Annotated in this window: 28 protein-coding genes; 13 read left to right on the top strand and 15 right to left on the bottom strand. The window is 36.3% G+C overall.

Going from position 1 to position 24,304, the window contains the following annotated elements:
- Positions 1-6: 6 nt before the first annotated feature.
- Genes J3U42_RS06590 through fliF form a run of 3 tightly spaced genes read right to left on the bottom strand, consistent with a single transcriptional unit; the run spans position 7 to position 3,468 of the window.
- Positions 7-771 carry a flagellar assembly protein FliH gene (locus J3U42_RS06590; RefSeq protein WP_267336016.1) on the bottom strand — a complete coding sequence of 255 codons (765 nt, stop codon included), beginning with the start codon at positions 769-771 and terminating at the stop codon, positions 7-9.
- A complete protein-coding gene (gene fliG, locus J3U42_RS06585) occupies positions 764-1,765 on the bottom strand; it encodes a flagellar motor switch protein FliG (RefSeq protein ID WP_366915682.1) in 1,002 nt (333 codons plus the stop codon). The genes J3U42_RS06590 and fliG overlap by 8 nt, the downstream gene beginning before the upstream one ends.
- The gene (fliF, locus tag J3U42_RS06580; RefSeq protein ID WP_267336015.1) at positions 1,762-3,468 is read right to left on the bottom strand and encodes a flagellar basal-body MS-ring/collar protein FliF; all 1,707 of its coding nucleotides are present in this window, start codon (positions 3,466-3,468) and stop codon (positions 1,762-1,764) included. Before fliF ends, fliG begins: the two co-directional genes overlap by 4 nt.
- Positions 3,469-3,646: 178 nt before the next feature.
- Here fliF and fliE point away from each other — a divergent pair, with 178 nt between their 5' ends.
- Positions 3,647-3,958, top strand: coding sequence for a flagellar hook-basal body complex protein FliE (gene fliE / locus J3U42_RS06575; protein WP_267329346.1), 312 nt, complete (start codon positions 3,647-3,649; stop codon positions 3,956-3,958).
- A gap of 153 nt (positions 3,959-4,111) precedes the next feature.
- Here fliE and J3U42_RS06570 read toward each other — a convergent pair whose 3' ends face one another.
- From J3U42_RS06570 to fliD, 3 genes are read right to left on the bottom strand one after another with little or no spacing between them, the layout of a single operon-like run.
- A complete protein-coding gene (locus tag J3U42_RS06570; RefSeq protein ID WP_220218343.1) occupies positions 4,112-4,459 on the bottom strand; it encodes a hypothetical protein in 348 nt (115 codons plus the stop codon).
- 13 nt (positions 4,460-4,472) lie between these two features.
- Positions 4,473-4,853, bottom strand: coding sequence for a flagellar export chaperone FliS (fliS, locus tag J3U42_RS06565; RefSeq protein ID WP_220218344.1), 381 nt, complete (start codon positions 4,851-4,853; stop codon positions 4,473-4,475).
- Between the two features lie 14 nt (positions 4,854-4,867).
- Positions 4,868-6,301 (bottom strand): flagellar filament capping protein FliD, encoded by a 1,434-nt coding sequence (gene fliD / locus J3U42_RS06560; RefSeq protein WP_267336014.1) that lies wholly within the window; start codon positions 6,299-6,301, stop codon positions 4,868-4,870.
- A gap of 325 nt (positions 6,302-6,626) precedes the next feature.
- Between fliD and J3U42_RS06555 the strand changes: the two genes are divergently transcribed.
- The 8 genes from J3U42_RS06555 to flgL all read left to right on the top strand — a co-directional run bounded on the left by J3U42_RS06555 (position 6,627) and on the right by flgL (position 14,068).
- The gene (locus tag J3U42_RS06555; RefSeq protein ID WP_220218346.1) at positions 6,627-7,439 is read left to right on the top strand and encodes a flagellin; all 813 of its coding nucleotides are present in this window, start codon (positions 6,627-6,629) and stop codon (positions 7,437-7,439) included.
- 179 nt (positions 7,440-7,618) lie between these two features.
- A complete protein-coding gene (locus J3U42_RS06550; protein ID WP_267336013.1) occupies positions 7,619-8,335 on the top strand; it encodes an RNA polymerase sigma factor FliA in 717 nt (238 codons plus the stop codon).
- 190 nt (positions 8,336-8,525) lie between these two features.
- Entirely contained in the window at positions 8,526-8,846 is a 321-nt protein-coding gene (gene flhD, locus J3U42_RS06545) for a flagellar transcriptional regulator FlhD (RefSeq protein ID WP_366915684.1), read from the top strand.
- A 12-nt stretch (positions 8,847-8,858) separates the two neighbouring features.
- Complete coding sequence (gene flhC / locus J3U42_RS06540) at positions 8,859-9,464, top strand: flagellar transcriptional regulator FlhC (protein ID WP_267336012.1); 606 nt, start codon at positions 8,859-8,861, stop codon at positions 9,462-9,464.
- 57 nt (positions 9,465-9,521) lie between these two features.
- Positions 9,522-10,409 (top strand): flagellar motor stator protein MotA, encoded by an 888-nt coding sequence (gene motA, locus J3U42_RS06535; RefSeq protein ID WP_220218350.1) that lies wholly within the window; start codon positions 9,522-9,524, stop codon positions 10,407-10,409.
- The gene (gene motB, locus J3U42_RS06530) at positions 10,409-11,293 is read left to right on the top strand and encodes a flagellar motor protein MotB (RefSeq protein ID WP_220218351.1); all 885 of its coding nucleotides are present in this window, start codon (positions 10,409-10,411) and stop codon (positions 11,291-11,293) included. Before motA ends, motB begins: the two co-directional genes overlap by 1 nt.
- A gap of 159 nt (positions 11,294-11,452) precedes the next feature.
- Positions 11,453-13,096, top strand: coding sequence for a flagellar hook-associated protein FlgK (gene flgK, locus J3U42_RS06525; RefSeq protein ID WP_267336011.1), 1,644 nt, complete (start codon positions 11,453-11,455; stop codon positions 13,094-13,096).
- A 15-nt stretch (positions 13,097-13,111) separates the two neighbouring features.
- A complete protein-coding gene (gene flgL, locus J3U42_RS06520; protein WP_220218353.1) occupies positions 13,112-14,068 on the top strand; it encodes a flagellar hook-associated protein FlgL in 957 nt (318 codons plus the stop codon).
- Between the two features lie 88 nt (positions 14,069-14,156).
- Here the strand turns inward: flgL and flgJ are convergent, their stop codons facing one another.
- The 9 genes from flgJ to flgB are packed head-to-tail and all read right to left on the bottom strand — an operon-like array spanning position 14,157 to position 21,369.
- Positions 14,157-15,182 (bottom strand): flagellar assembly peptidoglycan hydrolase FlgJ, encoded by a 1,026-nt coding sequence (flgJ, locus tag J3U42_RS06515; RefSeq protein ID WP_267336010.1) that lies wholly within the window; start codon positions 15,180-15,182, stop codon positions 14,157-14,159.
- Between the two features lie 15 nt (positions 15,183-15,197).
- A complete protein-coding gene (locus J3U42_RS06510; protein ID WP_324169861.1) occupies positions 15,198-16,307 on the bottom strand; it encodes a flagellar basal body P-ring protein FlgI in 1,110 nt (369 codons plus the stop codon).
- Positions 16,308-16,318: 11 nt separating this feature from the next.
- Positions 16,319-16,996 (bottom strand): flagellar basal body L-ring protein FlgH, encoded by a 678-nt coding sequence (locus J3U42_RS06505; RefSeq protein ID WP_255556166.1) that lies wholly within the window; start codon positions 16,994-16,996, stop codon positions 16,319-16,321.
- Between the two features lie 22 nt (positions 16,997-17,018).
- On the bottom strand, positions 17,019-17,801 hold the full coding sequence (flgG, locus tag J3U42_RS06500; protein ID WP_220218357.1) for a flagellar basal-body rod protein FlgG: 783 nt from the start codon (positions 17,799-17,801) through the stop codon (positions 17,019-17,021).
- Positions 17,802-17,817: 16 nt separating this feature from the next.
- Positions 17,818-18,573 (bottom strand): flagellar basal body rod protein FlgF, encoded by a 756-nt coding sequence (locus tag J3U42_RS06495; RefSeq protein WP_267336009.1) that lies wholly within the window; start codon positions 18,571-18,573, stop codon positions 17,818-17,820.
- A 14-nt stretch (positions 18,574-18,587) separates the two neighbouring features.
- A complete protein-coding gene (gene flgE, locus J3U42_RS06490; RefSeq protein ID WP_267336008.1) occupies positions 18,588-19,799 on the bottom strand; it encodes a flagellar hook protein FlgE in 1,212 nt (403 codons plus the stop codon).
- A 16-nt stretch (positions 19,800-19,815) separates the two neighbouring features.
- Entirely contained in the window at positions 19,816-20,535 is a 720-nt protein-coding gene (gene flgD / locus J3U42_RS06485; RefSeq protein ID WP_220218360.1) for a flagellar hook assembly protein FlgD, read from the bottom strand.
- Positions 20,536-20,548: 13 nt separating this feature from the next.
- Positions 20,549-20,953 (bottom strand): flagellar basal body rod protein FlgC, encoded by a 405-nt coding sequence (gene flgC / locus J3U42_RS06480; RefSeq protein ID WP_220218361.1) that lies wholly within the window; start codon positions 20,951-20,953, stop codon positions 20,549-20,551.
- 5 nt (positions 20,954-20,958) lie between these two features.
- The gene (gene flgB / locus J3U42_RS06475; RefSeq protein WP_220218362.1) at positions 20,959-21,369 is read right to left on the bottom strand and encodes a flagellar basal body rod protein FlgB; all 411 of its coding nucleotides are present in this window, start codon (positions 21,367-21,369) and stop codon (positions 20,959-20,961) included.
- Positions 21,370-21,593: 224 nt separating this feature from the next.
- Here flgB and flgA point away from each other — a divergent pair, with 224 nt between their 5' ends.
- The 4 genes from flgA to flhB all read left to right on the top strand — a co-directional run bounded on the left by flgA (position 21,594) and on the right by flhB (position 24,295).
- The gene (gene flgA, locus J3U42_RS06470; protein ID WP_267336007.1) at positions 21,594-22,184 is read left to right on the top strand and encodes a flagellar basal body P-ring formation chaperone FlgA; all 591 of its coding nucleotides are present in this window, start codon (positions 21,594-21,596) and stop codon (positions 22,182-22,184) included.
- 79 nt (positions 22,185-22,263) lie between these two features.
- On the top strand, positions 22,264-22,563 hold the full coding sequence (gene flgM, locus J3U42_RS06465) for a flagellar biosynthesis anti-sigma factor FlgM (protein ID WP_220218364.1): 300 nt from the start codon (positions 22,264-22,266) through the stop codon (positions 22,561-22,563).
- 23 nt (positions 22,564-22,586) lie between these two features.
- Positions 22,587-23,021: a flagella synthesis protein FlgN gene (locus J3U42_RS06460; protein WP_267336006.1), complete on the top strand. Its 435-nt coding sequence runs from the start codon at positions 22,587-22,589 to the stop codon at positions 23,019-23,021.
- Between the two features lie 143 nt (positions 23,022-23,164).
- The gene (gene flhB, locus J3U42_RS06455) at positions 23,165-24,295 is read left to right on the top strand and encodes a flagellar biosynthesis protein FlhB (protein WP_267336005.1); all 1,131 of its coding nucleotides are present in this window, start codon (positions 23,165-23,167) and stop codon (positions 24,293-24,295) included.
- The last annotated feature ends 9 nt before the right edge of the window (positions 24,296-24,304 follow it).

Here is a 24,304-nt window from a genome sequence, read left to right as displayed (position 1 = left end):
GCCACGCTATTGCTTATCCCCATGTATACATTCAGACATTATTTGCCATTGTTCGGCAATACATGCATCAATTTCATTGGTATCAGTAAATACCTTGCACCCACCCGGCTCAATGCTGGTATCTGGAACAATTTGCCATTCATTTTGATTAATTTGCTCATTCAGAAGCGGCTCTAGCCATTGCAAATCACTCGGATTAAGATGCAATGACAGCGGTTTGGATAACATTGAACACTCTTGAACTAGCGCTTTAATTGTCTGCATTAATTGTTTTTGCCGTACTTTGGTGATAGAGCCAACTGTTTTTTCGGCAGCAACTAAGGCCAAATCAAATAATTTAGGTACGATTAGTGCATCAATATCATCGATAGCTTGCTGAAAATTGGTTACTAAATTACTAATTGATTTAACAGCATTTAATTTTTCATCATTAAGCTGCTCCTCAATTTGGGCTCGCCCTTCTTGTTGACCAAGTTGATAACCTTGCTCATAACCGGCTTGATGACCAACGTTAATCCCCTCTTGTTTGCCTAAATTAAATCCTTCTTGATAAGCTTGTTCTTTGGTTTGCTGTCTAATATTTTCCAACTCTCGTTCAATTTCCAGCGGATCGACTTGCATAACCGCCGGCTCAGCTTCAACCTCTGCAAGCGAGTCCAGTTCGACAATGTCTAACTCGTGTATTGGTTTTGTTAATTGTGATAATTCTGATGCGGATAAATCTTGAAAATTTAGCGGTTGCCAACTTATCGCATTTGAATGATTAGACATATTCATCATCACCACTACTTAAGATCATTTCACCGGTTTCAGCTAACCTACGTGCAATAACCAAAATTTTCTTCTGTTCAGTTTCAACTTGTGACAATCTAACAGGCGGTCGATTTTCTAAATCTTCACGCAAGATAGATGCAGCACGTTGCGACATATTACTTAATAATTTTTCACGTAATGAGAGTGATGCGCCTTTTAATGCAATAATTAATGTCTCGTTATCAACTTCTTTGAGTAAACGTTGGATACTTCTATCATCAACTTCAACCAGATTTTCAAATAAGAACATTTCATCAATAATTTTCTGTGCAAGCTCACCGTCATAATCACGCAATGCGTTGATAACCAGTTCTTCTTGCTGTGATTTCATCAAGTTAATGATTTCAGCCGCAGTGCGGATACCACCAAGATTGTTCAATTTAATATTTTGTCCGTGTAGTAAGGTTGATAACGAAGTAGACAGGACTTGTAATGCTGAAGGTTCAACACCACCAAAGGTTGCGATACGTAACATCACATCATTACGCAACTCATCATCAAATAGATTTAATATTTCAGCGGCTAAATCACGATTGAGATGAACTAATATGGTTGCAATAATTTGTGGGTGCTCTTTTTTCACCAAATCAACTGCCCGTGCTGCATCAACAAAATTAAGCATTTCAAGCCCGTCTGTTGCTTCCTCACGGTCTGTTTTCAACAATTCATCAAGTAATCGGCCGGCTTTTTCACTACCAATCGATTTTTCGAGTATTGAACGCAAATAGCCGTTGGTATCGGTATTTAATACCGCACACTCTTCAAGTGTGACTTGGCACTCATTAAGTATGCCTTTTAATTGATCTTGCGAAAATTGAGGCAAAGACATCATTGCGCTACTAATTTGTTGTACTTCTTTTGGGCTGAGGTACTGCATAACCTGAGAGGCAAGATCCTCACCCAACACCATTAAAACTGTCGCTGCTTTTTGGGATTGACTTAAGGTCATTATTCGGAGCCCTCATTATTTAACCAACCACGTATAATTAACGCCATTACACGAGGATCTTTCTCGACAATCTTACGAATATATTGTTGCTGCTGCATGTTATCTTCAAAGATTTTCTGTTGTTGTTTACTGTGTGCTTTGTAATCTAATTTCTCTTCTCCACTTGATGAAGCATCAGAAGATTGATTAGTCGAATGCAATAACTGTCGCTGTAATTTTATCCATAATGAACGTAACATTTTCTTCCACGCAAACCATGCAATTAAAATATAAATCAGATATTTAATGCCCATTTTGAGCAAATCATAAAATTCATACGAATTTAAAAAAGCAAAGGTTTGATTATCATCATCAACCTGATCGGTAAATTTCAGATTGGCCACGGTCAGACTATCGCCTCGTAGATCAGAAAAGCCCATAGCTTGACGAGCTAATGCTTCTATATTGGCAAGTTCATCTTTATCTAGCTTTACCCACTGCTCTGTCGCTTCTTTTGCGCTGTCATCTTGCTTGTCATCCGTTTTTTCAATTTGCTCTGTATTGACAAACTTATAATTGACTAAAACAGCAACCGATAAACGTTTAATGCGTCCTTCCGGTATTTTGCTGTGAACAACTTGACGATTAACTTCAAAATTCAATGTATTATTGGTTTGTAAATTGTAGTTTTGTTGTTTATTGTTTTTATCTTCTTTATCACTTTGTTCATCAATAGGGGCACTTGAATTAGGTACCGGTTGATTAGATAAAGCGCCCGGCACACCACCAATACCACTGTTAGCAGCTAATTGCCGATTTTCTACTTGTTGCTTACTGCGAACAGTTTGATTAGCCATATCACTATTAGGGTCAAAGGTTTCTGATGTGGATTCTTGACGACTAAAATCGACTTCCGCATTAACCTGTACCATGACATTTGATTTACCTAAGATAGGAATAATAATTTTTTCTACCCGCTCACGAATACCGGTTTCGATTCGTTCACTAAATTCCAACTGTGCAACATTAACATTACTATCACGGTATTTTTCGCCCGTTAATAAATGACCACGCTGATCAATAATCGTGACTTTATCCGCTTGTAATTCAGGTACACTACTTGAAATTAAATGAATAATGGCATCAATTTGACCTTGTGATAAACTTCGTCCGGGTAATAAAGTGAGAGCAACCGATGCTGACGGGAATTTTCGTTCTCTGACAAATAATGAAGGTTTAGGCATAGCTAAATGAACTCTAGCATCATCAACACTGCTGATAATTGAAATCGTTCTTGATAGCTCACCTTCTAACGCTCGTTGATAATTAATCTGCTCATTAAATTGGCTCATCCCAAAACTTTCTTTGTCGAGCAATTCAAATCCAACTGCCCCACCTTTTGGCAGTCCTTGCTGTGCAATACGTAAACGGGTCTGATAAATTTTATCTTCAGGTATTAATATGGTTGAGCCAGATGATGAAAATTGATAAGGGATATTCATTTTATCAAGTTGGCTAATGATTTCACCGCCATCTTTATCATTTAGATTGCTAAACAAAACCCCATAATCATCATCTTTAAGCCATAAATAGGCGATACTACTTATTGCCACTATCACTACCCCAATGATAAGCAATAGCATTTTACGATTTTGTTTGAATTGATTGATAAAAGGTAACTTATTAAATAAAGACTTGCCTTTATTACCAACAGTCTGGCTATCCATAAATATCCTAATTCTAAACTGATCAGATTAATTCTATGCTCTATTATCAGTCTATTTAGAAAATTCAATAGCTAAAAAAGCCGACCCTTTTCCCCTTAGTTATCCCTTTTAAATTTTTAGCAATATGATAATTTCATTACCACGTCAATCAAGCTCAACAAAAGTACTTTGCCTATCAATGAATACAATCAATACATTTAATCATCCTCAGCTAATAGCATTATCACCAGCAACCAATACCTTCTCGAAACAACCTTTGTCAGATAATCAAAGTTTTGCTGCGCATTTAAATTTAGCTTTAAACAAAATTAGTGATGCACAAATTTTGGCAAATAATCAAGCCAAAGCTTTTGAAATGGGAGAGCCCAATATTTCATTGAATGAAGTTATGGTCAATCTCCAAAAATCCTCAGTATCGTTACAATTTGGTATTCAAGTTCGTAATAAACTGGTTTCGGCATATCAAGAGATAATGAATATGAATGTTTAATTATTGATGTTTATTATCAATAATTAACTTTTTGTTTTTTAGGTATTCGCTGATTTGATGTAAAAGCCAATTTATTGCTAATCGCAGCTGCTAATAAGCAAAAATCAGCTTCAACAGTTTAGTAGTAGGATTTTATCAACGCTATTGCCCGACTTACATTAAGCTGGCAATTTCTTGATAACGACTTATTTTATTTTGATAATCAACCTGTTCGCCAATCAACTCTTTGAGCTGAGTATGGCGAGTGATAACCAGTTGGGTTAATTGTTGTTGATAGCTAAATATATTTTTAACGTACATTTTCACCATATCTTGATGTTGTTGCGGTATTTTATCAATTTCAGTTAAATCTTCGTTGAACATAATACGTTTGGCTAGTTGAACATATTTTGGTTGCCAACTTAATAATAATTCCCAATCATTATTACGCGCATTAATTAACATCTGTTCAATGACATAATTAAACTGTTCATATTTTTCTAATAATGCAGTAGTGTTCACAATAAATTCCTTTTTATTTTGCAATCTCACGCCAAGCATCAGCAATGTTGTTTAACAAATCATAACAAGTTTGTAGCTTATCTTGGCTATTATGTAGATTGGCTAAAACTAATTGTTGACTGATATAGTGATATAAACGATCTAAGTTTTCGGCAATTTCACCACCTTGTTCAAGATCTAAAGCGCTTTTAAGACCATTATCGACAATATTAATCGCTTTGGATATCGCTTTACCTTTACCGGCAATGTCGCCTTTTTGGATATATAAGTTAGCTAACTTTATGGCATTAAGTGCCCCATCAAATAATAAAACGATTAGTTGATGAGGTGAGGCTTGACTAACACAGGTTTCTAAATTAACTTGCTGATATGCTTGAGAGCCAACTTTATACATCTTTATTCCTTACTTTATTTTTTCAAATTTGCCATCATTTCAAATTGTGTGGTCAAATAGTTACTCATGCTATCTAAAGAGCTGATTAATACATCTAATTTTGTAAATTGAACTCGATAACGCTCAACCGTTTGTTCTATTGAATTATTGACCTGTTCATAGCGTTTATCCAATGATTTTAATGTTGAATTTAAACCATTAGTGGCAGAATCAATCATCCCATCACTATCAATAAAACTACTTACTTTAGCGAAAACTTCATTGGCAATACCGGTTGTTTCACCATCACCAATAAATAAGGCAGCCACTGCGTCACTATTTTCATTGAGTACTTTTTGTAGTTGATTTTGATTAATGGTTAAAGTGCCACTATTATCCATATTAATGCCAATTTGAGCTAAAACAGAAAATTCGCCCGATTGTCCTTTTGCAAATATTGAGCGGATACTTTGATCAATATTACGCAATGTCGAGTCACCAATAAGTGGGCCATTTGTATTGTTTAATTCGCCTGAATTTCCGTCTTTAGCCGTAAACTGCGTCAAAGTTGAAATGGTGGATTGTAATTGGTTAAATGCCTCAACCCATTGTTTAATTGCCTCTTGCGCTTTTTCATTATCGGCGGTGATAGCTAACGTTTGACTGGTTGTTGTGGTCGCCTTTAACGTGATATCCACACCAGCAACAACTTCTTTAACCGTATTTGAAGCACTGGTAATGGCAACACCATTAAAGGTAAATTTCGCATCTTGCGCCTTTGCAACTTGTGTCATGCTTGACGTTTCAGGCTGATTAATGTCAAATCCAATAGTATTATTTAATACTTCATCATCAGATGAAATCGAGGTAATTGTCTGCTGTTCACCTGTCTCTTTTGAGGTAATAACCAATTGATAGCTACCTGTTCCCGAACGTACCACTGAAGCATTCATGGTTGAGTCACTTTGGCTACCGTCCTCATTAGTTACTTTGGCTTGATTAATGGCATTAGCAATAGACTCAAGCGATGTTTCATCATTATTTAAAGTAACACTCAGGCTTTTGCCATTTGCTTGTTCAATGGTAACTGTTCGTGTTTGATTGCCGTTACCTAAAGCACTATTTTTATCATTAACTGCCGTTGTTGACACACTATGAGCGGTGGCTAATTGGTCAACACTAACTGAATAGTTGCCTAAGATAGCTTTGCTATTTACATTAGTGGTAAAGAAATTGTCATTACCGGTTGCTGTTCGGCTATTAAAGAGTTCTTTATTTTGAAGCTTTTGAGTGGCAGTATTAAAAGTTGTTAATGCACTTTTTAATTTACCAAAACCACTAATTTTGGCATTAATCGCCTTTTGTTGAGCAGCAATAGGGGTTAAACGTGCTTTTTCAACTGCTTCTAACTGATTTAAAACTTCATTAAGGTCAATGCCTGAACCTATTCCCAAAATACTCATTGACATAACTAAACCCACCTTTTGTCTTTATTCAATATTTTGTATATCGGCCAATTGAGCAAAAAGTTTAACGATTTACAATGATCTTTATTATAGGCACATAAGGACATTATTATTTTTAATTAAATAAAATTAGAAAACCAATCATAACACCATGATTAATATCAATATATAAATCGAACATTCTAATTAACTTGCTCACTTCGACAACTTAATAATTAAAAAAATTAAAGTTTCTTTTTTTACTACCGATACATTAACTATCAGCAAGGATATTGAAGATTATTTCAATATATCGTTGATTTTACTAATCATATTTAAGGAGATAAAAATGGCTCAAGTAATTAATACTAATACTATGTCTTTAATGGCAAAAAATAATCTTAATAATTCTCAAAGCGTTCTTGGTACAGCTATTGAGCGTCTTTCTTCAGGCATGCGTATTAACAGTGCTAAAGATGATGCGGCAGGTCAAGCTATTGCTAACCGTTTTTCTTCAAACATCAAAGGATTAACTCAAGCGGCTCGTAATGCTAACGACGGTATCTCTTTAGCGCAAACAACTGAAGGTGCATTAAACGAAATTAACAACAACGTTCAACGTATCCGTGAACTAACTGTTCAAGCAGCAAATGGTACTAACTCTCAAAGCGATTTAGAGTCAATCCAAAACGAAATCGATCAACGTTTAGAAGAGATTGATCGTGTATCTAAACAAACTGATTTCAATGGTTCTAAAGTATTATCAGCAGATAAAACACTTAAAATTCAAGTAGGTGCAAATGACGGCGAAACTATTGAAATCAATTTGAAAAAAATCGACAGTACTGAACTTGGTCTGGCTTCATTCAACGTTTCTTCAAGCCCAACAGCTGATCCTTTAAAAACACTTGATGCAGCTTTATCAAAAATTGACGGATTACGTGGTGAGCTAGGTGCGGTACAAAACCGTTTTGAATCAACTGTTAACAACATCAACAATACCGTTAATAACTTAAGTTCTGCTCGTAGCCGAATTGAAGATGCTGACTACGCAACTGAAGTATCAAATATGACTCGTGGTCAAATTTTACAACAAGCTGGTACATCTGTTTTAGCTCAAGCTAACCAAGTACCACAATCTGTACTTTCTTTATTACAATAATCACACATCATTGGAATTAATTGCCCACTCTAATTTTGTACGATAGCAATAATGATATTTCTTAATATCATTATTGCTAATTATGGTAATTACCTATTTTTTAATATCTTATTCTTGCCATTAAATAATCTAATTGTCGTCATAATACTATTTTGCATTTTTTAACATTGGTTCAAAATATGAGTGATTGCCTGTATAACTCACAAGGTGTAGTGAATCAAATTGATTGGCAACAATATATCTATTTAGTCCGAAATGAAGCACTTAAATTAGCGGTTCGATTACCGGCAACAATAGAGCTTGATGATTTGTTACAAGTTGGTTATATCGGTTTGTTAGACACGATAAAACGTTATGATGCCTCACAAGGCAATACCTTTACCACTTTTGCAATCCCAAGAATAAAAGGGGCTATGCTTGATGAGTTACGTAACCGAGACTGGTTACCAAGACAAACTCGAAAAAAAATTAAAGATGTGACAAGTGCAATAAATGAATTAGAACAGCGCCTAGGTGTTGCACCTAATGATCAACAAATTGCCGAATATTTACAGCTATCTTTAACCGAATACCGAAAAATACTATTAGATTCAAATTATAGTCAAATATGCTCGTATGATGAAATTCAAAAAAAATTGGGCGATAACGTCGATTTTATTATTGAGCAAAATGAAGATAATAACCCTTTTTTATCTATTATAGATGATGAAATTCGCCATATTGTTATTCAACAAATTGAAAACTTACCCGAAAAGGAAAAAATGGTTTTAGCACTTTATTACCAAGAAGAACTAAATTTAAAAGAGATAGGTAAAGTGCTCGATATTAGTGAATCAAGGGTGAGTCAATTGCATAGTCAGGCAATAAAAAGAATACAAAGTAAAGTCAGTATATAAAAAATAAGCATAAAAAAAGTAATACCAAGCGAAATTAATCGAAAATAAATTGAAATCATTTTTTTATTGACGTTTTGCGTTTAAAAATGTAATTTTGACGATAAAAAAAGAAATTAAGCGTTTTTTTATTAATTTTGCGTTTTTTACTGCGAACGCAAGCAGATATGGATTGGTGATTAAATTGGGAAACATACTAGATGACGATATTCTTAAATGTATACATCATTTAAATCTTTCAACACTGTTGTTAAGTCAGCGAATGCTTGAAAAAGATAAAATAATGGCAATGTATCGATTAGGAATAGATGAAAAAACAGCAGACATTTTAAGTAATTTAAGTGCGTCACAAATGCTGGTTTTATCAGAAACAAATCAATTGGCTTTTCAGCTACGCTTCGAAAATTCTGAAATGATGGAAACATTAACACAAGAGTCTCGTGTTGGTGATATTAAACAGATGCATACCGGAATTCTTTTATCGAGCTTACTCTTAGACTCAATCAATAAATAGGTAGGGATTAAGATGAGCAGCACAAGTATTGTTCAAAAATACAAAGAAGTTCAGTTAGCTATTCGTTTAATTTCGCTTGGCGCCAGAATTCAAATGTTAGAAAGTGAAACAAATTTAAGCCGTGGAAAACTGATTAAATTATACAAAGAAATTCAAGGATGCCCCCCGCCTAAGGGATTATTACCTTTTTCAACTACATGGTTTATGACTTGGGAACCGAATATTCATTCAAGCATTTTTTATAATGCTTATCACTTTTTAGTAAAACATGGTTGCAAGCCGGGTATTCAATCAATTTTAAAAGCCTATCAACTTTACTTAGAACAATGTCCTTCATCTCATGATGAAGAGCCTGTTTTAGGGTTGACCAGAGCTTGGATTTTAGTCAAATTTGTTGAAAGCAATGTTATGCAACAATCATGTTGTAAAGAGTGCAAAGGTCGATTTATTACTCATGCTTACCAGCCGAGTAACACGTTTATTTGTAGTTTATGTCAACCACCTTCAAGAGCAGAAAAGAACAACAAAACTCACAAAGATAACCATGCCAAATGCCTGCAAGTGCTATCAATACCTAAGAGTTTTGATTCAGCGATTGCAAAATATATAACCGTTTAAATCAATAAAAAAAATCAAACTTATTAACGACTGTCTAATGGAGAAAAAGGAAAAATAATGCTAATAATTATAGGATATATTGTGGTTATAGCTTCGGCCTTAGCGGGCTATGTGCTAAGTGGAGGGTATTTAGCAGTACTTTTTCAACCATTAGAATTTCTTATCATTGGTGGAACTGCTGTAGGGGCATTTATTGTCAGTAATGAAAAAAAAGCAATAAAAGCTACGCTCAAGTCGTTAGGGCAATTATTTAAAACCTCCAAATATAATAAAACGCTTTATTTAACATTAATTAATTTAATGTACACCGTTTTAACGAAAATTCGCCAAAATGGCGGTTTATCCATTGAAGCCGATATAGATAATCCAAAAGAGAGTGAGTTATTTAAAAAATACCCACTAATTTTAGCCAATCCACAGATCTGCGATTTTATCACTGATTATTTACGTTTAATGATTAGCGGTAATATGGAAGTGTACGAAATCGAAGCATTAATGAATGAAGAGATCGAAACTTATCAACATGAGCTGGAAAAACCGGTCGATGCCATTTCAAGCGTCGGTGATGGATTGCCAGCCTTTGGTATTGTTGCCGCTGTCATGGGGGTAATTAATACTTTAGCCCAAGCGGATAGACCGGCTAGTGAATTAGGTGAGCTCATTGCTCATGCAATGGTTGGAACATTTTTAGGAATATTGCTTGCTTATGGGTTTGTATCACCATTAGCTGCGCTTTTAAAACAAAAAAATGCTGATAATCTAAAAATATTAGAGTGTACAAAAGTGATACTGATTGCCAGCATGCATGATTATGCCCCGCAAATATGTATCGAATTTGGTCGCAAAACCATTTTCTCACATGAACGCCCATCTTTCTTTGAGTTAGAAAAATATATTCAAGAAGTGAAAGATCAAAATACTAACCAAACAGAAAGTAAAGAATAATGAAAGATAAGTCAGTAAGAATAATTATCGCTAAAAAATCGGGGCATGGGGGAGGACATCACGGCGGTTCATGGAAAATCGCTTATGCTGACTTTATGACAGCCATGATGGCGCTATTTTTAGTGATGTGGTTAATTGCTAAATCTACGCCACAAGAATTACAAGGTATTGCCGAATATTTCAGAACACCACTTATTTTAGGTCAAAACGGCGGAAAAAATCTCAGTGACAGTGAAAGCCCGATTCCTGGTGGCGGTGATGATATTACTAAAACATTAGGCGAAGAAAAAAAGACGCCTGATGCCGATTTAAGTGCAAAACAACTCGAAAAAATACAGTTAATCGAGGCTGCTCGTAAAATATACGAAGTCTTTGAATTAGATCCAAGGCTAAAAAATTTATCTGCTAACTTAATTGTCGAAATAACCGAAATGGGCTTAAGGATTCAGATTTTAGCGTCAAATGATAAACCAATGTTTGATGTAGGCAGTGCAGTTATCCACCCCAATATGCAAGAAATCTTACATGCATTAGCACCAATTATAAACTCACTACCCAATAAAATTACGCTGTCAGGTCATACCGATGAACGCCAATATATTACAGGTGATCGTGGTTATAGCAACTGGGAGTTATCAGCAGACAGAGCCAATGCATCAAGAAGAGAGCTTATTGCCGGAGGGTTAGATTCGAATAAAATTATACGTATTATTGGATTAGCCGATACCGTCGGTTTAAATAAGCCGAACTACAGCAAAGATGCCAACCGTCGAATTAGTATTTTAATTTTAAATAAAGCCGCACAACAATATATTGAAGATGAAAACAATATGACTGGCTTCGATTTTTTAAAACAAGCACAACAACCTGTTCAATCAGAATAATTTAGCAAAAATGGGGAAAGTTGGTGATTAATAGAAATACCATTTCTAGAAAGATTTTATAAAAAAATAATTAAAGTTTTAGCAATTTCAGCCGATATAGAAAATAACACTTTAGTTTAATAATAAGATTATAAACTGAAAATTTATTTAGGAGCTTTTATGTCAAATTCATTGATGAATACCGGTATTAGTGGATTAAATGCAGCACAAAATATGCTTAATGTTATTAGCAATAATATAAGTAATGCGCATACCACTGGTTATAATCGTCAACAACAAATTTTACAGCAAGCAAATAGCTCTAAATATCATTTTGGTTTTGTCGGAAATGGTGTGTCGGTTAATTCGGTTAATCGAGCTTTTAATCAGTTTGTTGTGGGTCAGCTTAGGCAATCTCAATCACAAAATGGATCGATTAAAGCTTATTACAATGAATTGTCGAAAGTGGATAATTTATTGGCAGAAAACGATAACAGTATTTCATCCCAACTTAATAATTTATTTGCCAGTTTAAATAAACTCACCACCAATGCCGGTGATGCATCATCCAAACAAACTGTAATAAGCAATCTGACTTCATTAGTTAGCCAGTTTAATAAAACTGAAATGAGCTTGAAAAATCAGATCGCCAATATTAATACTGAATTAAGTAATAATGTTGATCAAATCAACGCTTATACCAAACAAATTGCTGAACTTAATCAAAAAATATCAAAGCTTCAAGCAGTCAGTGGCGGGAACGAACCCAATGCCTTGCTTGATGAACGTGATCAGCTTGTTAACGAATTAAGTGAAATTGTTGGTATCAATGTTACAGAACAAAACGGGCAATATAACATTTCATTAGCGAACGGGTTAAATTTAGTACAAGGATCAACGGTTAACACTTTATCAGTGCAACCGTCTAAAGATGACCCGTCTTTGAATGCAATTGTTTACACGCATAATTCTGGTGCGACTCAAGAACTGACCAGTCAAAATATCGCATCAGGCAGAATTAATGGATTATTAGCTTTTCGTGATGGACCACTCTCCGAATCTCGCAATCAATTAGGATTGATTGCATTAAATTTGGCGGAACGTTTTAATCAAGTACAGATGTCAGGTGTCGATATCAATGGTGACCAAGGTGAAAAACTGTTGGACTACCAGAAACCAAGTTCGATAGCTAACACCAAAAATCAAGGCAATGCCTCAGTTAACATCGATTATCAATCGGTTAATGATGTAAAAGCGTCAGATTATAAGATTGAATATAACGGTTCCGATTGGGTAGTAACCAGATTATCAGACAACACGCAAATCACACCGCAACTTGAAGAAGGCAAATTAATCTTTGATGGATTATCGATTGAAATAACCGGTAATGCTGTTAGCGGCGACTCATTTATGCTTAAACCCGTTGCCGACATAGCGTCTTCATTACAGTTATTAGTTAAAGATGTGAATAAATTAGCTACCGGTATTGCTGATGATGAAAATGGTTCTGGGGATAACCGTAATGTAGCTAAATTTTTAGAAATACAAAATGAAAAATTAATTAATGGTACAAAAACGTTAAATAGCGCTTATACTTCTTTAGTCAGTTACATTGGTAGTGAAACGCATACAGCAAAAATTTCGGCACAATCGAGCCAAAATATTACGCAACAAATTTACGAACAAAACCAATCAATATCCGGGGTTAATATTGAAGAAGAATATATCTCTATGCAGGTATATATGCAGTATTACCAAGCTAATGCTAAAGTGATTGATGCTGCAACAACAATATTCGACACGATATTAGGTTTAGCCAAATAATGAAAGGATTTAAAAATGCGCCTCAGCACTAATTCAATGTATCAAAAAAATCTAAATAGTATTTTAAATACCAACAATAAATGGCAAAAATCGGGCTTACATTTAGCAACGGGCAAAAAGATTTTATCCCCTTCTGATGACCCTATGGGCGCTTCGCAAGCATTGATACTTAAACAAGCACAATCAAGAAATGATCAGTTTCAAGCTGCTCGTGAAAGTGCTGATAAATCATTAAGTCGTCAAGACACCATATTGAAAGAAGCCAACACGGTTATCCAATCAATTCAAGAAACATTAGTTTATGCCGGTAACGAAACACTAAACGATGAAAACCGACAAGATTTAGCAAATAAGTTACAAGGACTCAAAGATCAATTGCTTTCATTAGCGAATGCAAAAGATACCAATGGCAATTATCTATTTGCCGGAAATAAAAACGATACGCCACCATTTGTGGTTGATGAATCAGGCAAAGTTAACTATGTCGGTGGCACAACGCCAATTAATATTTTTATTGATGATACCCGTGAAGTATCACTGAGCTTTACCGGATTACAAGCCTTTATGACAGGCGCAAACATTACTCAGCCAGACGGCACACCTGCTGAAAGCGATATTTTTGCTAGTCTTGATTATGCCATTGCCGCACTTAATATCGAGTTAGACGGTAATGATGAAAAGGCCATTGAACAATTCAGAGACGGGTTATCAAAAGCAAGTGCCGGTATCGATAATTCGTTTGATAACATATCAACCCTTCGTGCCGCAGGCGGTACGGTTTTAGCTGAAGTTGAAAGGTTATCAGCACTCGGCAAAACCCTCGATATTGATTTTCAAACGCAAATTAGCGAAATTGAAGATGTTGACTGGTATGATGCTATTTCAGACTATGTCATGCTACAAGCGAATTTACAAGCAGCGCAATATACTTTTATGAACATGCAAAACATGTCACTATTTCAAATGAAATAATCGATTAATCTAACAATACTTTCAGGAGGTTTACACCTCCTTTTTTTATGACTGCACAAATGTTTTGGGTTATCCCCAATTAAATAGTTTAATTAAAGGCAATTTGCCTAAAACCTGCAACATTAGTAGACGGGTTATCTTTGGCTATTTGTTCTACTCGACTAATAATTTGAATCAGCTTATCACTATAATTAGGATCGGTTGCATATTGTGCCGCTTGTAGCGCTTTAGCGGCCGCTCTCGCATCCGGAGCAATAGCTACAGCACGATAGCGTGGGCTTTTGGTTAAAAGATTAAGATAATCAGTTAAAGCATGTTGCTTACTTTGGTAAACTTTAAAATCATCTTGAATTTTGATCATCTTATTGTTCACAAACTCTTGTGTGGTTAATCGGGTAGACTCCCCTTGCCATGAGGCCGTCGCTTTGATACCAAAATAATTATGACTCACATTGTTATCTGTCGTTTTGATCTGTTTTTGCCCCCAACCTGTTTCTAATGCTGCTTGTGCAATAATTACTTCATAAGGAATACCCGATGCCTTTGATGCCTGTTTTGCTGGCTCTAGCCACTCAATGATAAACTCTGTGACGTAATCTTTTTCACTATTAGTTTGTTCATTTTTGAAAACTAACGCATTAGTTGTTGCTTTCGCAGCACTATTTGCTTTGTGGTTATGATAGAGCATCTGCCCAATTGCTTGAGCAGATACCGCTGCTTTGTTGTCACTAAATAATGATTGGGCTAATTGCAAATTAGGTTGCGAATTATTGCCATTAAACTGCGGTTTTATGTTCCCTGAAGTTGGTTGGGATTGGGTTAATTGCTTAGTAATAATATTAGCCAAACCAAATCCTTTACCTGCTGCTTGCTGCGCTATTTGTTGATCAAACATTGAAGTAAACAACTGACTGGTAGAACGGTCAAAAAGACCACCTTCCGGTACTGCCTTACGCATTGATTGCATCATCATATTAATGAATAGTGATTCAAATTGCTGCGCAACTTGTTTAACGCTATCTGTTGCTCCGGTCGCTGCATTTCGTTTTAATTGATTAAGCCCCGAAAAATCATAAGCAAACCGGTTGATAGGCTGACTAATTAAATGTTTCATTGTATCGTTTCTTGATTAAATAGTTTCCAATGATGCATGTAAACACCCTGCTGTTTTTAATGCTTCAAGTATCGACATCAATTCGGTCGGATTGGCACCTAAAAGGTTAAGTGAATTAATGACACGATTTAAATCAGTGCCTGAGGCAACGTTATGTAAAGCGCCACCTTCTTGCATAACACTGACCTGCTCATCCGGTGTTACCACCGTTTCTCCGCCAGCTAATGGTGTGTCGGGTTGGCTTACTTTTAATTTATTATTGACCACAACAGATAAATTACCATGTGCCACAGCGCAATTATCTAACTGTACTTTTTGATTCATGACAACAACACCGGTGCGAGTATTGATAACCACTTTAGCCGAAACCGGCGTCGATCCAACTTCTAAATTCTGAACTCGCGATAAAAATTTCACTCGGGCTGCGCTCTCTTTTGGCATAGTTAGGCTAACTGTAATGCCGTCTAAAGCTACAGCACTATTTTTTTGAACTTTGTTTATGGCATCAGCGATTTTTAATGCTCGGGTGAAATCAAATTGATTAAGGTGCAAATGAATAACACTTTGCTCGTCTAATCGAATTGCAAGTTCTCGTTCAATTGTCGCGCCATTGGGAATTGTCGCACCAACCATTTGATTGATACTCACACTACTACTTTTACTACTCGCCCCCATTCCACCAACAAAGAGATTGCCTTGCGCAATAGCATATACCTGATTATCTGCACCTTTTAGCGGCGTCATAATTAATGTTCCACCACGCAAACTTTTGGCGTTGCCAAGTGATGAGACCACCACATCAATTTGCTGCCCTACTCGAGAGTAGGAAGGTAATTTCGCTGTTACCATTACAGCAGCAACGTTTTTTAGTTGCATATTACTGCCAGACGGTACAGTGATGCCCAACTGGGAGAGCATATTGGTAATGCTTTGAATCGTAAAAGGGGTTTGTGAAGTTTGGTCGCCAGTGCCGTCTAATCCGACCACAATACCATAACCGACTAAGGCATTTTCTCTGACACCTTGAATAGTAACCAAATCCCGTATGCGCTCAGCATAGCTGTTAGGTACAAAACATAGCATCATCAAAACAATAGAGATAAAAATACGCAAATTGTTAAACATAATGATACCTTTTAAAATGGTGAAAGATTAAAAAACAGACGCTGTAACCAGCCCATTGTTTGGGCTTCGTCAATATAACCATTACCTACATACTCAATACGAGCATCGGCAACTTGCGTCGAAATTACGGTGTTATTTCCACTTATTGTTCTTGGGTTAACTACGCCGGAAAAGCGAATAAACTCTGTACCTTGATTGATTGCTATCTGTTTTTCACCAATGACTTTTAAATTACCGTTGATCATCACATCTTGCACCGTAACGGTAATGGTGCCACTAAATGTGTTTTTCGCATTGGCACCGCCTGAACCTTTAAAATCATTAGCACCGGATAGATCGGTATCAACTTTACCACGCCCAATTAGTCCATCTAAAAATGGCGGTATCGCTTTTACACCTAAAGCAACCGAACTATTGCGCCCGGCATTAATTGATGAACTTTTGCTGGCACTGACATTTTCTTGTAATACGATCGTTAACACATCACCGATATGACGAGGACGGCGATCTTCAAACATCGGTTGATAACCATAACTGCTTGGTTGCGCCGACTGATAAATTGAACCGGTTGAATTCACAATCTCTGGCATTTTAGGAACAATACTTGTTTCGCCTTTAACTAACGGCTTTTTAGGTAACTGAGCACAGCTAAATAAAAAAAATGTCACAACAATACAAAAATATTTCATTACGCTGATCATATTCTTCATTTTATAGTTGATTTAAACGTTGCAACATTTGGTCTGATGCCGAAATCGCTTTACTGTTAATCTCATAAGCACGTTGCACTTGAATCATATTCACCAACTCTTCGGCCACATTGACATTTGATGTTTCGATATAACCTTGGTATAACAACCCAGCACCATTTAATCCAGGCGTATTTTCAGTCGGCGCCCCCGAACTTTCCGTTTCCAGATAAAGATTTTCGCCAACACTTTCAAGTCCAGTGTCATTAATAAAAGTGTGTAAAGTCAACTGCCCGACTTGCACTTGGGTTGATTGATTAGCTAAAGTTACACTCACAACACCGTCTCGCCCAACGGTCATTTTTATAGCATTAGAAGGAATATTGATTGTCGGTTGAATTTCGTAACCAGCAGCCGTGACTAATTGACCATTTTGATTAACTTGAAACGCACCGCTACGTGTATAGGCTTGCGTACCGTCGGGCATTAAAACTTGAAAAAATCCCTGCCCATTAATTGCAATATCACTACTGTTATCGGTCAACTCTAAGTTACCTTGGCTGTGAATTCGTTCGGTAGCAACAGGTCTTACACCAGTACCAATTTGTAAGCCTGACGGTAGTGTGGTTTGCTCAGATGATTGAGCCCCCGGCTGACGGAGCGTTTGATAAAGTAAATCTTCAAAGACCGCTCTTTGCCGTTTAAATCCACCTGTGCTAACGTTAGCCAGATTGTTAGAAATAATATCCATATTCATTTGCTGAGCGGTTAATCCGGTTTTAGCTATCCATAATGATTTAATCATTTTTTTCCTTCCTTAATTAAGTTAACGATAAAATTTGATTAGCGCTTTGTGCATTTTGATCAGCGGTCATAATTTGTTTAATTTGCATTTCAAATTGACGTGAATGGCTAATCAAATTCACCATTGCAGTAACAGGATTGACATTACTACCTTCTAAAACACCCGACATCAGTTTTGCATTGGGGTTATCCGGCAAAACAGCGCCAAGCGCATTACGTGTTTGTTCGGTTGTATGAAAGAAACCGTCATCACCACGGATTATTTCACTAGGTTCAAGGCGAACTTTTTTTATCTTGCCTACCTGAGCAATGGTGGTACGTTTATCGCCTGCTCCTAATGCTGATAATGTGCCGTCAGAACTTACACTAACTTGAGAACGTTGAGGCACAGTTAATACGCCATTATCACCCAGCAATGGGTAGCCTTGGATATTGAGCGTGCCATTTTCGTCAATTTCGATCGCCCCATTACGGGTATAAGCTTCACTGCCGTCAGTCAACTGCACCGCCAACCAATGGTCTTGAGAAAGTGCAACATCTAAATTACGTCCGGTATAGTTAAATGCGCCCATAGTCGAATCGAAAGTTGGCGTGGTTGTGGTAACCATAGTTCTGGTCGGCAATGCATTTTCCACAATCGGCACCGCCTTCATCGCCGCTAATTGAGCACGAAAACCAACCGTTGACACATTAGCAAGATTATTGGTTGTAATCGCCTGCTGATTAAGCGTCTGGCTGGCAGCTGTCATTGCTGTATATATAACGCGATCCATAATTAATCCTTCAATTAACGCAAGTTAACTAGTGTGTTGAGAATCTGATCTTGCGTTTTTATGGTTTGTGAGTTGGATTGATAATTACGCTGTGCAACAATCATATTAACCAGCTCTTGGCTCATATCCACATTTGACGATTCAACAGCACCACTCATTAGTGAACCTAACGTACCTGAGTTTGCCATACCTAAAACTTCAGCACCCGAATTAAGTGTTGCACGCCAATTGTTATTGCCTGCTGGCTCAAGTCCATTAACGTTAGCAAAATCAGCCATAGCAATTTGACCTAATAACATGGTTTGTTGGTTAGAATAAATACCAAAGAGCGAACCATCATTAGCGATACTGTAACCGACCAAATCGCCTGCGGCGTATCCGTCAACAACCGGGGTTTTAATGCTACCGACTTCTTTGCCCATATTTTGCTGAGAGCTGTTCGTAAATGACAAAGTAAAACTGTTATCAGCAGAGCCATTAAGGCCGTTTAGGTTAATGGTCATATCCGGATCGCTAATTAATTTACCGGTAGAGTCAAACTCCATTTGACCTAATTTTTGCAAGCTCGCCGTTGGATCACTACCATCAAGGTAATGCACATCCCATTGATTATCTGCCGTTTTAACATAAAACAGCTGAACATTACGTTGATTACCTAATGAATCATAAGTGGTTATTGTCGTTGAGTAATTGAAAGTATCAGCATCAAGTGCATTTAATGGCTGCTTTTCAGGAACTTTACTGTTCGAATTTAAATTCGTTTGTAGTGAAGCTTTGGTCGTTGCCGAAGCATTTAACATCTCTTGTGATACTTTTAAAGGTTCTGGGGTTGCACCTTGTTGAATTTTAGGTGGTGTACCGGTGGCAAGGTAACCGGTTAATTGTAAACCGTCAGCAGAGATAATGTTTCTTTCAGCATCTAATTGAAATTGCCCATTACGGGTATAGTAAACTTGACCACTGCTATCAACCAAACGGAAAAATCCATTACCCGAAATAGCGACATCTAAACTGTTATTGGTCGCTGTGGTAGTGCCGTCATTGAAATTTTGCACAACAGCTGCAACTTTTACGCCCATACCAACTTTTGAGCCAGCATAGATATCAGCAAATGAGATACTGGCGCTTTTAAAACCGACTGTTGCCGAATTGGCAATATTATTACCAATTACATCTAATTGCTTTGAAGCAGCATTCATACCACTAATTGCCTGAGAAAATCCCATGTGAACTTTATCTCCTTTAAAGAATTTGACGAACTTCGTCAATACTAATTGAACCGAGTATTCCTAAATCAAGTAATACTTTATTGTTAACCTTGCTATTAATAACGCCATAGACAACTGAATAAGATAATGCAGTTGATGACACTTTTTGCCCTTCGCTGGTTGCCTTAACGGTAAATGTGTAACTCCCGTCGGGTGCTGTTGTGCCGTCATTTAATTCACCATCCCAAGTAAATGAGCTTACCCCAGCAGGGATTGCGCCCAAATCAACTTCTCGTACCACATTGCCATTTTCATCTTGAATGGTAATAATGACTGAGTCAGCATCACGAACAAGCTCAAACCCAAATGGTGTTGTAATGGTTTCTTTTTCAGTTTTAGAACCTTCAATATCAGAAGTGGCAACCAATATTTTATTGCCGGGCACCATAACGCCTTTACCAATCATATTACTGGCATTAACCGACAAGCTGTCATCAATCTGACCGGAAACCATACCCAGTGTCGTATTAAGCCTTTCAATACCGGCTAACGTATTAATTTGCGCCAATTGTGATGTTAGTTGGCTATTATCCATTGGATTGGTTGGGTCTTGATTCTTCATTTGTGCAATGAGCAAAGTTAAGAAATTATCTTGTAGCTCTTTACTGGAATTACCGTCTGATGAGCTTTTTTGTAGTGATTGTGGACTTTTTGTCGCAGATGATTCAGAAACAGACACATTAGAAATTCCCATAAGCCACTCCCTATTATTGTCCTAAAGTCAGTGTTTTTAGCATTAAACTTTTTGCCGTATTAATCACTTCAACATTAGCTTGATAACTGCGAGAGGCTGAAATAGTGTTTACCATTTCGGCAACCGGATCGACATTCGGTTTTTGAATATAACCTTGCTCATCGGCTAATGGATGATTGGGCTGATAAACTAAGTTCATTGGTGTTGGATCATCAATCACTTGAGCAACTTTTACACCAGAAACACGATTGGGATCCCCATAATTATCAACCTGAAAAATGACTTGTTTAGCTCGATATGCTTGACCGGAAGTACTGGTGACACTATCGGCATTAGCTAAATTACTGGCACTCACATTCATTCGTTGCGACTGTGCCATTAAAGCTGAACCCGAAATCGAAAAAATTGAAAAACTCATTATCGTTATCCTTGCTGCAATACTGCCATTACATTTTTAAACTGCTCACCTAAAAAGGTTAAATTACTTTGATAATGGATAGCGTTATCCATAAAAGCTGTTCGTTCATGATCCATTTCAACCGTATTACCGTCAGCAGACACTTGATAAGGAACTCGATAAAGAAGATCATAATTAAACTGATTTGATGAATTGACTTGAATATGATTTTTGGCAGTAATATTGAGTGTGACATGATTAATATTATGCTGATGATTAATAGCCTTTTTTAATTCACGATTAAAATCAATATCTCGAGCCTGATAGTTAGGCGTATCACTATTGGCAATATTTGCCGCTAATATCTCTTGACGCTGGTTGCGAATATTTAATGCTTGTTGATGAAAATTAACAAAAGTATCTAATTTATTTAACATAAAATCATCTCATCTTTCTTGATGAAAAGAATTTTAAGTGAATAAAAAAAAACTCATCGTACAAATAAAGATAAAAATTGTCCTTATTTCTACATTCAATCCGGTTTTGATGAAGTAGAATTCAGTCATGGAATTTTTAAAAGCCAATCACTATGACGATAATGATGAGATTTACATTATTCGCTTTATTGCTACTTAGCAGTAATATTTGTTTTGCTGACATAATGAAAAAACAAATTAAAGATGTCGTATTACAGCAATTGAGCATCAAAGAAATTGATAGCTTAGATATTAAGTACCTTTCAACTAAACCCATTTTTAAATGCGATTTTCCGGTATTCACATTACTCAATAAAAGTAAATATTGGGGAAATATGACCTTGAGCGCTAAATGCAACAAAACGACACAATACATTCAAATATATGTATCTGTGATAGGCAAATATTTTGTAGCTAATCAACCAATAAGCGCCGGTACACAAATTACGGAAGATCATATTAAAATGCGATCTGGTCGGTTAGATCAGTTACCGGCTAGTGTTATTATCGATAAAGCCGAAATTATAAATAAAATTGCCATACGCAATATCAATAATGAAGAGCCACTCAAATCGGCAATGCTACAAAAAAATTGGCGCATTAAAGCTGGACAGATAGTAAAAGTGATGATCAATGGTGATGGATATTTAATTGCAACTAATGGTAAAGCATTAAGTAATGGGGCTTTAGATGATCTTATTAACATTAAACTTCAATCAGGTAATATTGTTGAAGGTCTGGTTACCGAGCAAAGTATAACAATTCTTAACAAATAAAATTAATGATTTTCTGATTTTTGCCGATAATTGAACTAAACAGATTATTTAAACCTCAACATAAATCAAAGGAATTTTTATGAGTATAGAGGCGACTAAATTAGTGACAACAATATCTGGGGTACTTAGCCGAGATGTATCAGTTGAACAGCATAAAAATAAAAATGCATCGGTGCAAACCAAAGACAACGCATCACAAAGTACTAACGTAAGTTTAAGCAAAAATACAATGACACTTTTACAATCTACCCAAAGTGACATTGATATGGAAAAAGTTAACAACATCAAACAAGCGATAACAAATGGAAGCTTAGTGATAAACCCCGACAAAATTGCCGACGAGCTGATTAAACAAACAATTGAAGATATGAAATGCTAATTTAGGTTTGAAGGAAAATAAAAATGTTAGAATTAGATAACATCTTAACTAAAGTAACAGCCATGTTACACACACTTTCAGATATCCTACAAACTGAACAACAAATATTGACCAATAAAAGTTCAATTAATCAGCTAAATGAAATAATCAATCAAAAAAGTAAACTCCTTATCGAGCTAAAATTACTCGATGAGCAACGCATCAAAGTAAGCAAACAATTTGAGATTCAAACACCCTATAGCCAAGTTCCTGAGCTCGCTAAAAAGTGGCAAAAAATCACTGAGACAACCAAACAGCTTGCTCAAATCAATCGTGATAATGGCATGATTATTCAAAATCGCTTAAATATCACAGAGCAAACCATAAATCATTTAAGAAGCTTAAATAATCCCGTTGTTTATACCAATAATGGTTACCAACAAAACGAAACGATTTCATCAAAACGAGCTAAAGTTTAGTTCACCTTTGAATAGTTAATCTGTAAACGAGATAAATACCCTGTAAATTATGGTCTTTTCAAGCCAACAACTTTTCCAAGTTGCGTTCATACTATTACGACCAAAAACCCTAAATAGACCATAAATCGGTATTTAATTCCAAAATGGCTGACGATAGTGACTTAGATAAAAGTGAACAACCCACCGATAGCAAAATAAAAAAAGCTAAAGAAAAGGGACAAATTCCTCGTTCTCGTGAATTAACATCGTTAATTATACTACTCGTTGGCATTATGTTATTTTGGAGTATGGGGACAAATTTAGTCAGAAACTTAATAACCATTATCCAAACGGCAATGAAGGTATCTTATCGTGTCGACGACGATAAGCTAATGATATTTAATTTAGTCAATCTATTGACCGCCGGTTTTTGGGCTATTTTACCTATTTTTTGTGCTTTAGTTATCGTTGCAATCATTGCTCCAACTGGAGTTGGTGGTTTACTGTTTAGTCTGCAATCTATTAAACCTAATTTTAAAAAATTGAATCCCATTGCCGGATTTAAACGATTATTTAGTGGCAGAATTTTCTCTGAATTACTCAAAAGTGTCTTAAAAGTTATTTTAATTTCTACCACTTCTGCGCTGTTTTTATTACACCACTTTCCTGACATGTTGGCACTGCCCAATATGTATCTAAATAATGCCTTAGCAAAGGTAGTACAACTTTTAATAATTTGTGGGATATTGGCGGTTTTATCTTTAATTCCAATGGTTAGTTTTGACATTTTTTATCAGATCTGGAGCAATCTGAAAAAATTGAAAATGTCTAAACAAGAGATCAAAGACGAATTTAAAGAGCAAGAGGGCAACCCACAAATCAAGGGGCGTATTCGTCAAATGCAACAGGCAGTAGCAAGGCGACGAATGATGAAAGATGTGGCGAAAGCAAATGTCATTGTGACTAACCCAACCCATTATGCTGTCGCATTACAATACGACGAAAAAACCATGGCTGCACCTAAATTATTGGCTAAAGGCACGAATAAAATTGCTTTGCGGATTAAAGAAATTGCAAACGAGCATAACATCCCACAATTAGAAGCGCCACCACTGGCACGTGCGCTATACCGACACGGCGAAATTGGTGAAACCATACCTGCTGAGTTATATACCGCCGTTGCTCAAATTTTGGCATGGGTCTATCAATTAAAACATTGGTATAAATATGGTGGTAATAAACCTATAGCACCGAATAATCTACCAATACCTGAATCATTCACCGTGAATAAATAAGGCAATCAC

It is taken from the genome of Gilliamella sp. B2923, from assembly GCF_026536565.1.
Classification (GTDB): domain Bacteria; phylum Pseudomonadota; class Gammaproteobacteria; order Enterobacterales; family Orbaceae; genus Gilliamella.
This window is presented reverse-complemented; position numbering and strand designations above follow the sequence as displayed.

Excerpts from the sequence above, each read along its gene's own strand:
- J3U42_RS06590 (WP_267336016.1), bottom strand. The coding sequence starts at position 771 with ATGTCTAATCATTCAAATGCGATAAGTTGGCAACCGCTAAATTTTCAA.
- fliF (WP_267336015.1), bottom strand. The coding sequence starts at position 3,468 with ATGGATAGCCAGACTGTTGGTAATAAAGGCAAGTCTTTATTTAATAAG.
- fliE (WP_267329346.1), top strand. The coding sequence starts at position 3,647 with ATGAATACAATCAATACATTTAATCATCCTCAGCTAATAGCATTATCA.
- fliS (WP_220218344.1), bottom strand. The coding sequence starts at position 4,853 with ATGTATAAAGTTGGCTCTCAAGCATATCAGCAAGTTAATTTAGAAACC.
- fliD (WP_267336014.1), bottom strand. The coding sequence starts at position 6,301 with ATGTCAATGAGTATTTTGGGAATAGGTTCAGGCATTGACCTTAATGAA.
- J3U42_RS06555 (WP_220218346.1), top strand. The coding sequence starts at position 6,627 with ATGGCTCAAGTAATTAATACTAATACTATGTCTTTAATGGCAAAAAAT.
- J3U42_RS06550 (WP_267336013.1), top strand. The coding sequence starts at position 7,619 with ATGAGTGATTGCCTGTATAACTCACAAGGTGTAGTGAATCAAATTGAT.
- flhC (WP_267336012.1), top strand. The coding sequence starts at position 8,859 with ATGAGCAGCACAAGTATTGTTCAAAAATACAAAGAAGTTCAGTTAGCT.
- motA (WP_220218350.1), top strand. The coding sequence starts at position 9,522 with ATGCTAATAATTATAGGATATATTGTGGTTATAGCTTCGGCCTTAGCG.
- motB (WP_220218351.1), top strand. The coding sequence starts at position 10,409 with ATGAAAGATAAGTCAGTAAGAATAATTATCGCTAAAAAATCGGGGCAT.
- flgK (WP_267336011.1), top strand. The coding sequence starts at position 11,453 with ATGTCAAATTCATTGATGAATACCGGTATTAGTGGATTAAATGCAGCA.
- flgL (WP_220218353.1), top strand. The coding sequence starts at position 13,112 with ATGCGCCTCAGCACTAATTCAATGTATCAAAAAAATCTAAATAGTATT.
- flgJ (WP_267336010.1), bottom strand. The coding sequence starts at position 15,182 with ATGAAACATTTAATTAGTCAGCCTATCAACCGGTTTGCTTATGATTTT.
- J3U42_RS06510 (WP_324169861.1), bottom strand. The coding sequence starts at position 16,307 with ATGTTTAACAATTTGCGTATTTTTATCTCTATTGTTTTGATGATGCTA.
- J3U42_RS06505 (WP_255556166.1), bottom strand. The coding sequence starts at position 16,996 with ATGAAATATTTTTGTATTGTTGTGACATTTTTTTTATTTAGCTGTGCT.
- flgG (WP_220218357.1), bottom strand. The coding sequence starts at position 17,801 with ATGATTAAATCATTATGGATAGCTAAAACCGGATTAACCGCTCAGCAA.
- J3U42_RS06495 (WP_267336009.1), bottom strand. The coding sequence starts at position 18,573 with ATGGATCGCGTTATATATACAGCAATGACAGCTGCCAGCCAGACGCTT.
- flgE (WP_267336008.1), bottom strand. The coding sequence starts at position 19,799 with ATGGGATTTTCTCAGGCAATTAGTGGTATGAATGCTGCTTCAAAGCAA.
- flgD (WP_220218360.1), bottom strand. The coding sequence starts at position 20,535 with ATGGGAATTTCTAATGTGTCTGTTTCTGAATCATCTGCGACAAAAAGT.
- flgC (WP_220218361.1), bottom strand. The coding sequence starts at position 20,953 with ATGAGTTTTTCAATTTTTTCGATTTCGGGTTCAGCTTTAATGGCACAG.
- flgB (WP_220218362.1), bottom strand. The coding sequence starts at position 21,369 with ATGTTAAATAAATTAGATACTTTTGTTAATTTTCATCAACAAGCATTA.
- flgA (WP_267336007.1), top strand. The coding sequence starts at position 21,594 with ATGAAAAAACAAATTAAAGATGTCGTATTACAGCAATTGAGCATCAAA.
- flgM (WP_220218364.1), top strand. The coding sequence starts at position 22,264 with ATGAGTATAGAGGCGACTAAATTAGTGACAACAATATCTGGGGTACTT.
- J3U42_RS06460 (WP_267336006.1), top strand. The coding sequence starts at position 22,587 with ATGTTAGAATTAGATAACATCTTAACTAAAGTAACAGCCATGTTACAC.
- flhB (WP_267336005.1), top strand. The coding sequence starts at position 23,165 with ATGGCTGACGATAGTGACTTAGATAAAAGTGAACAACCCACCGATAGC.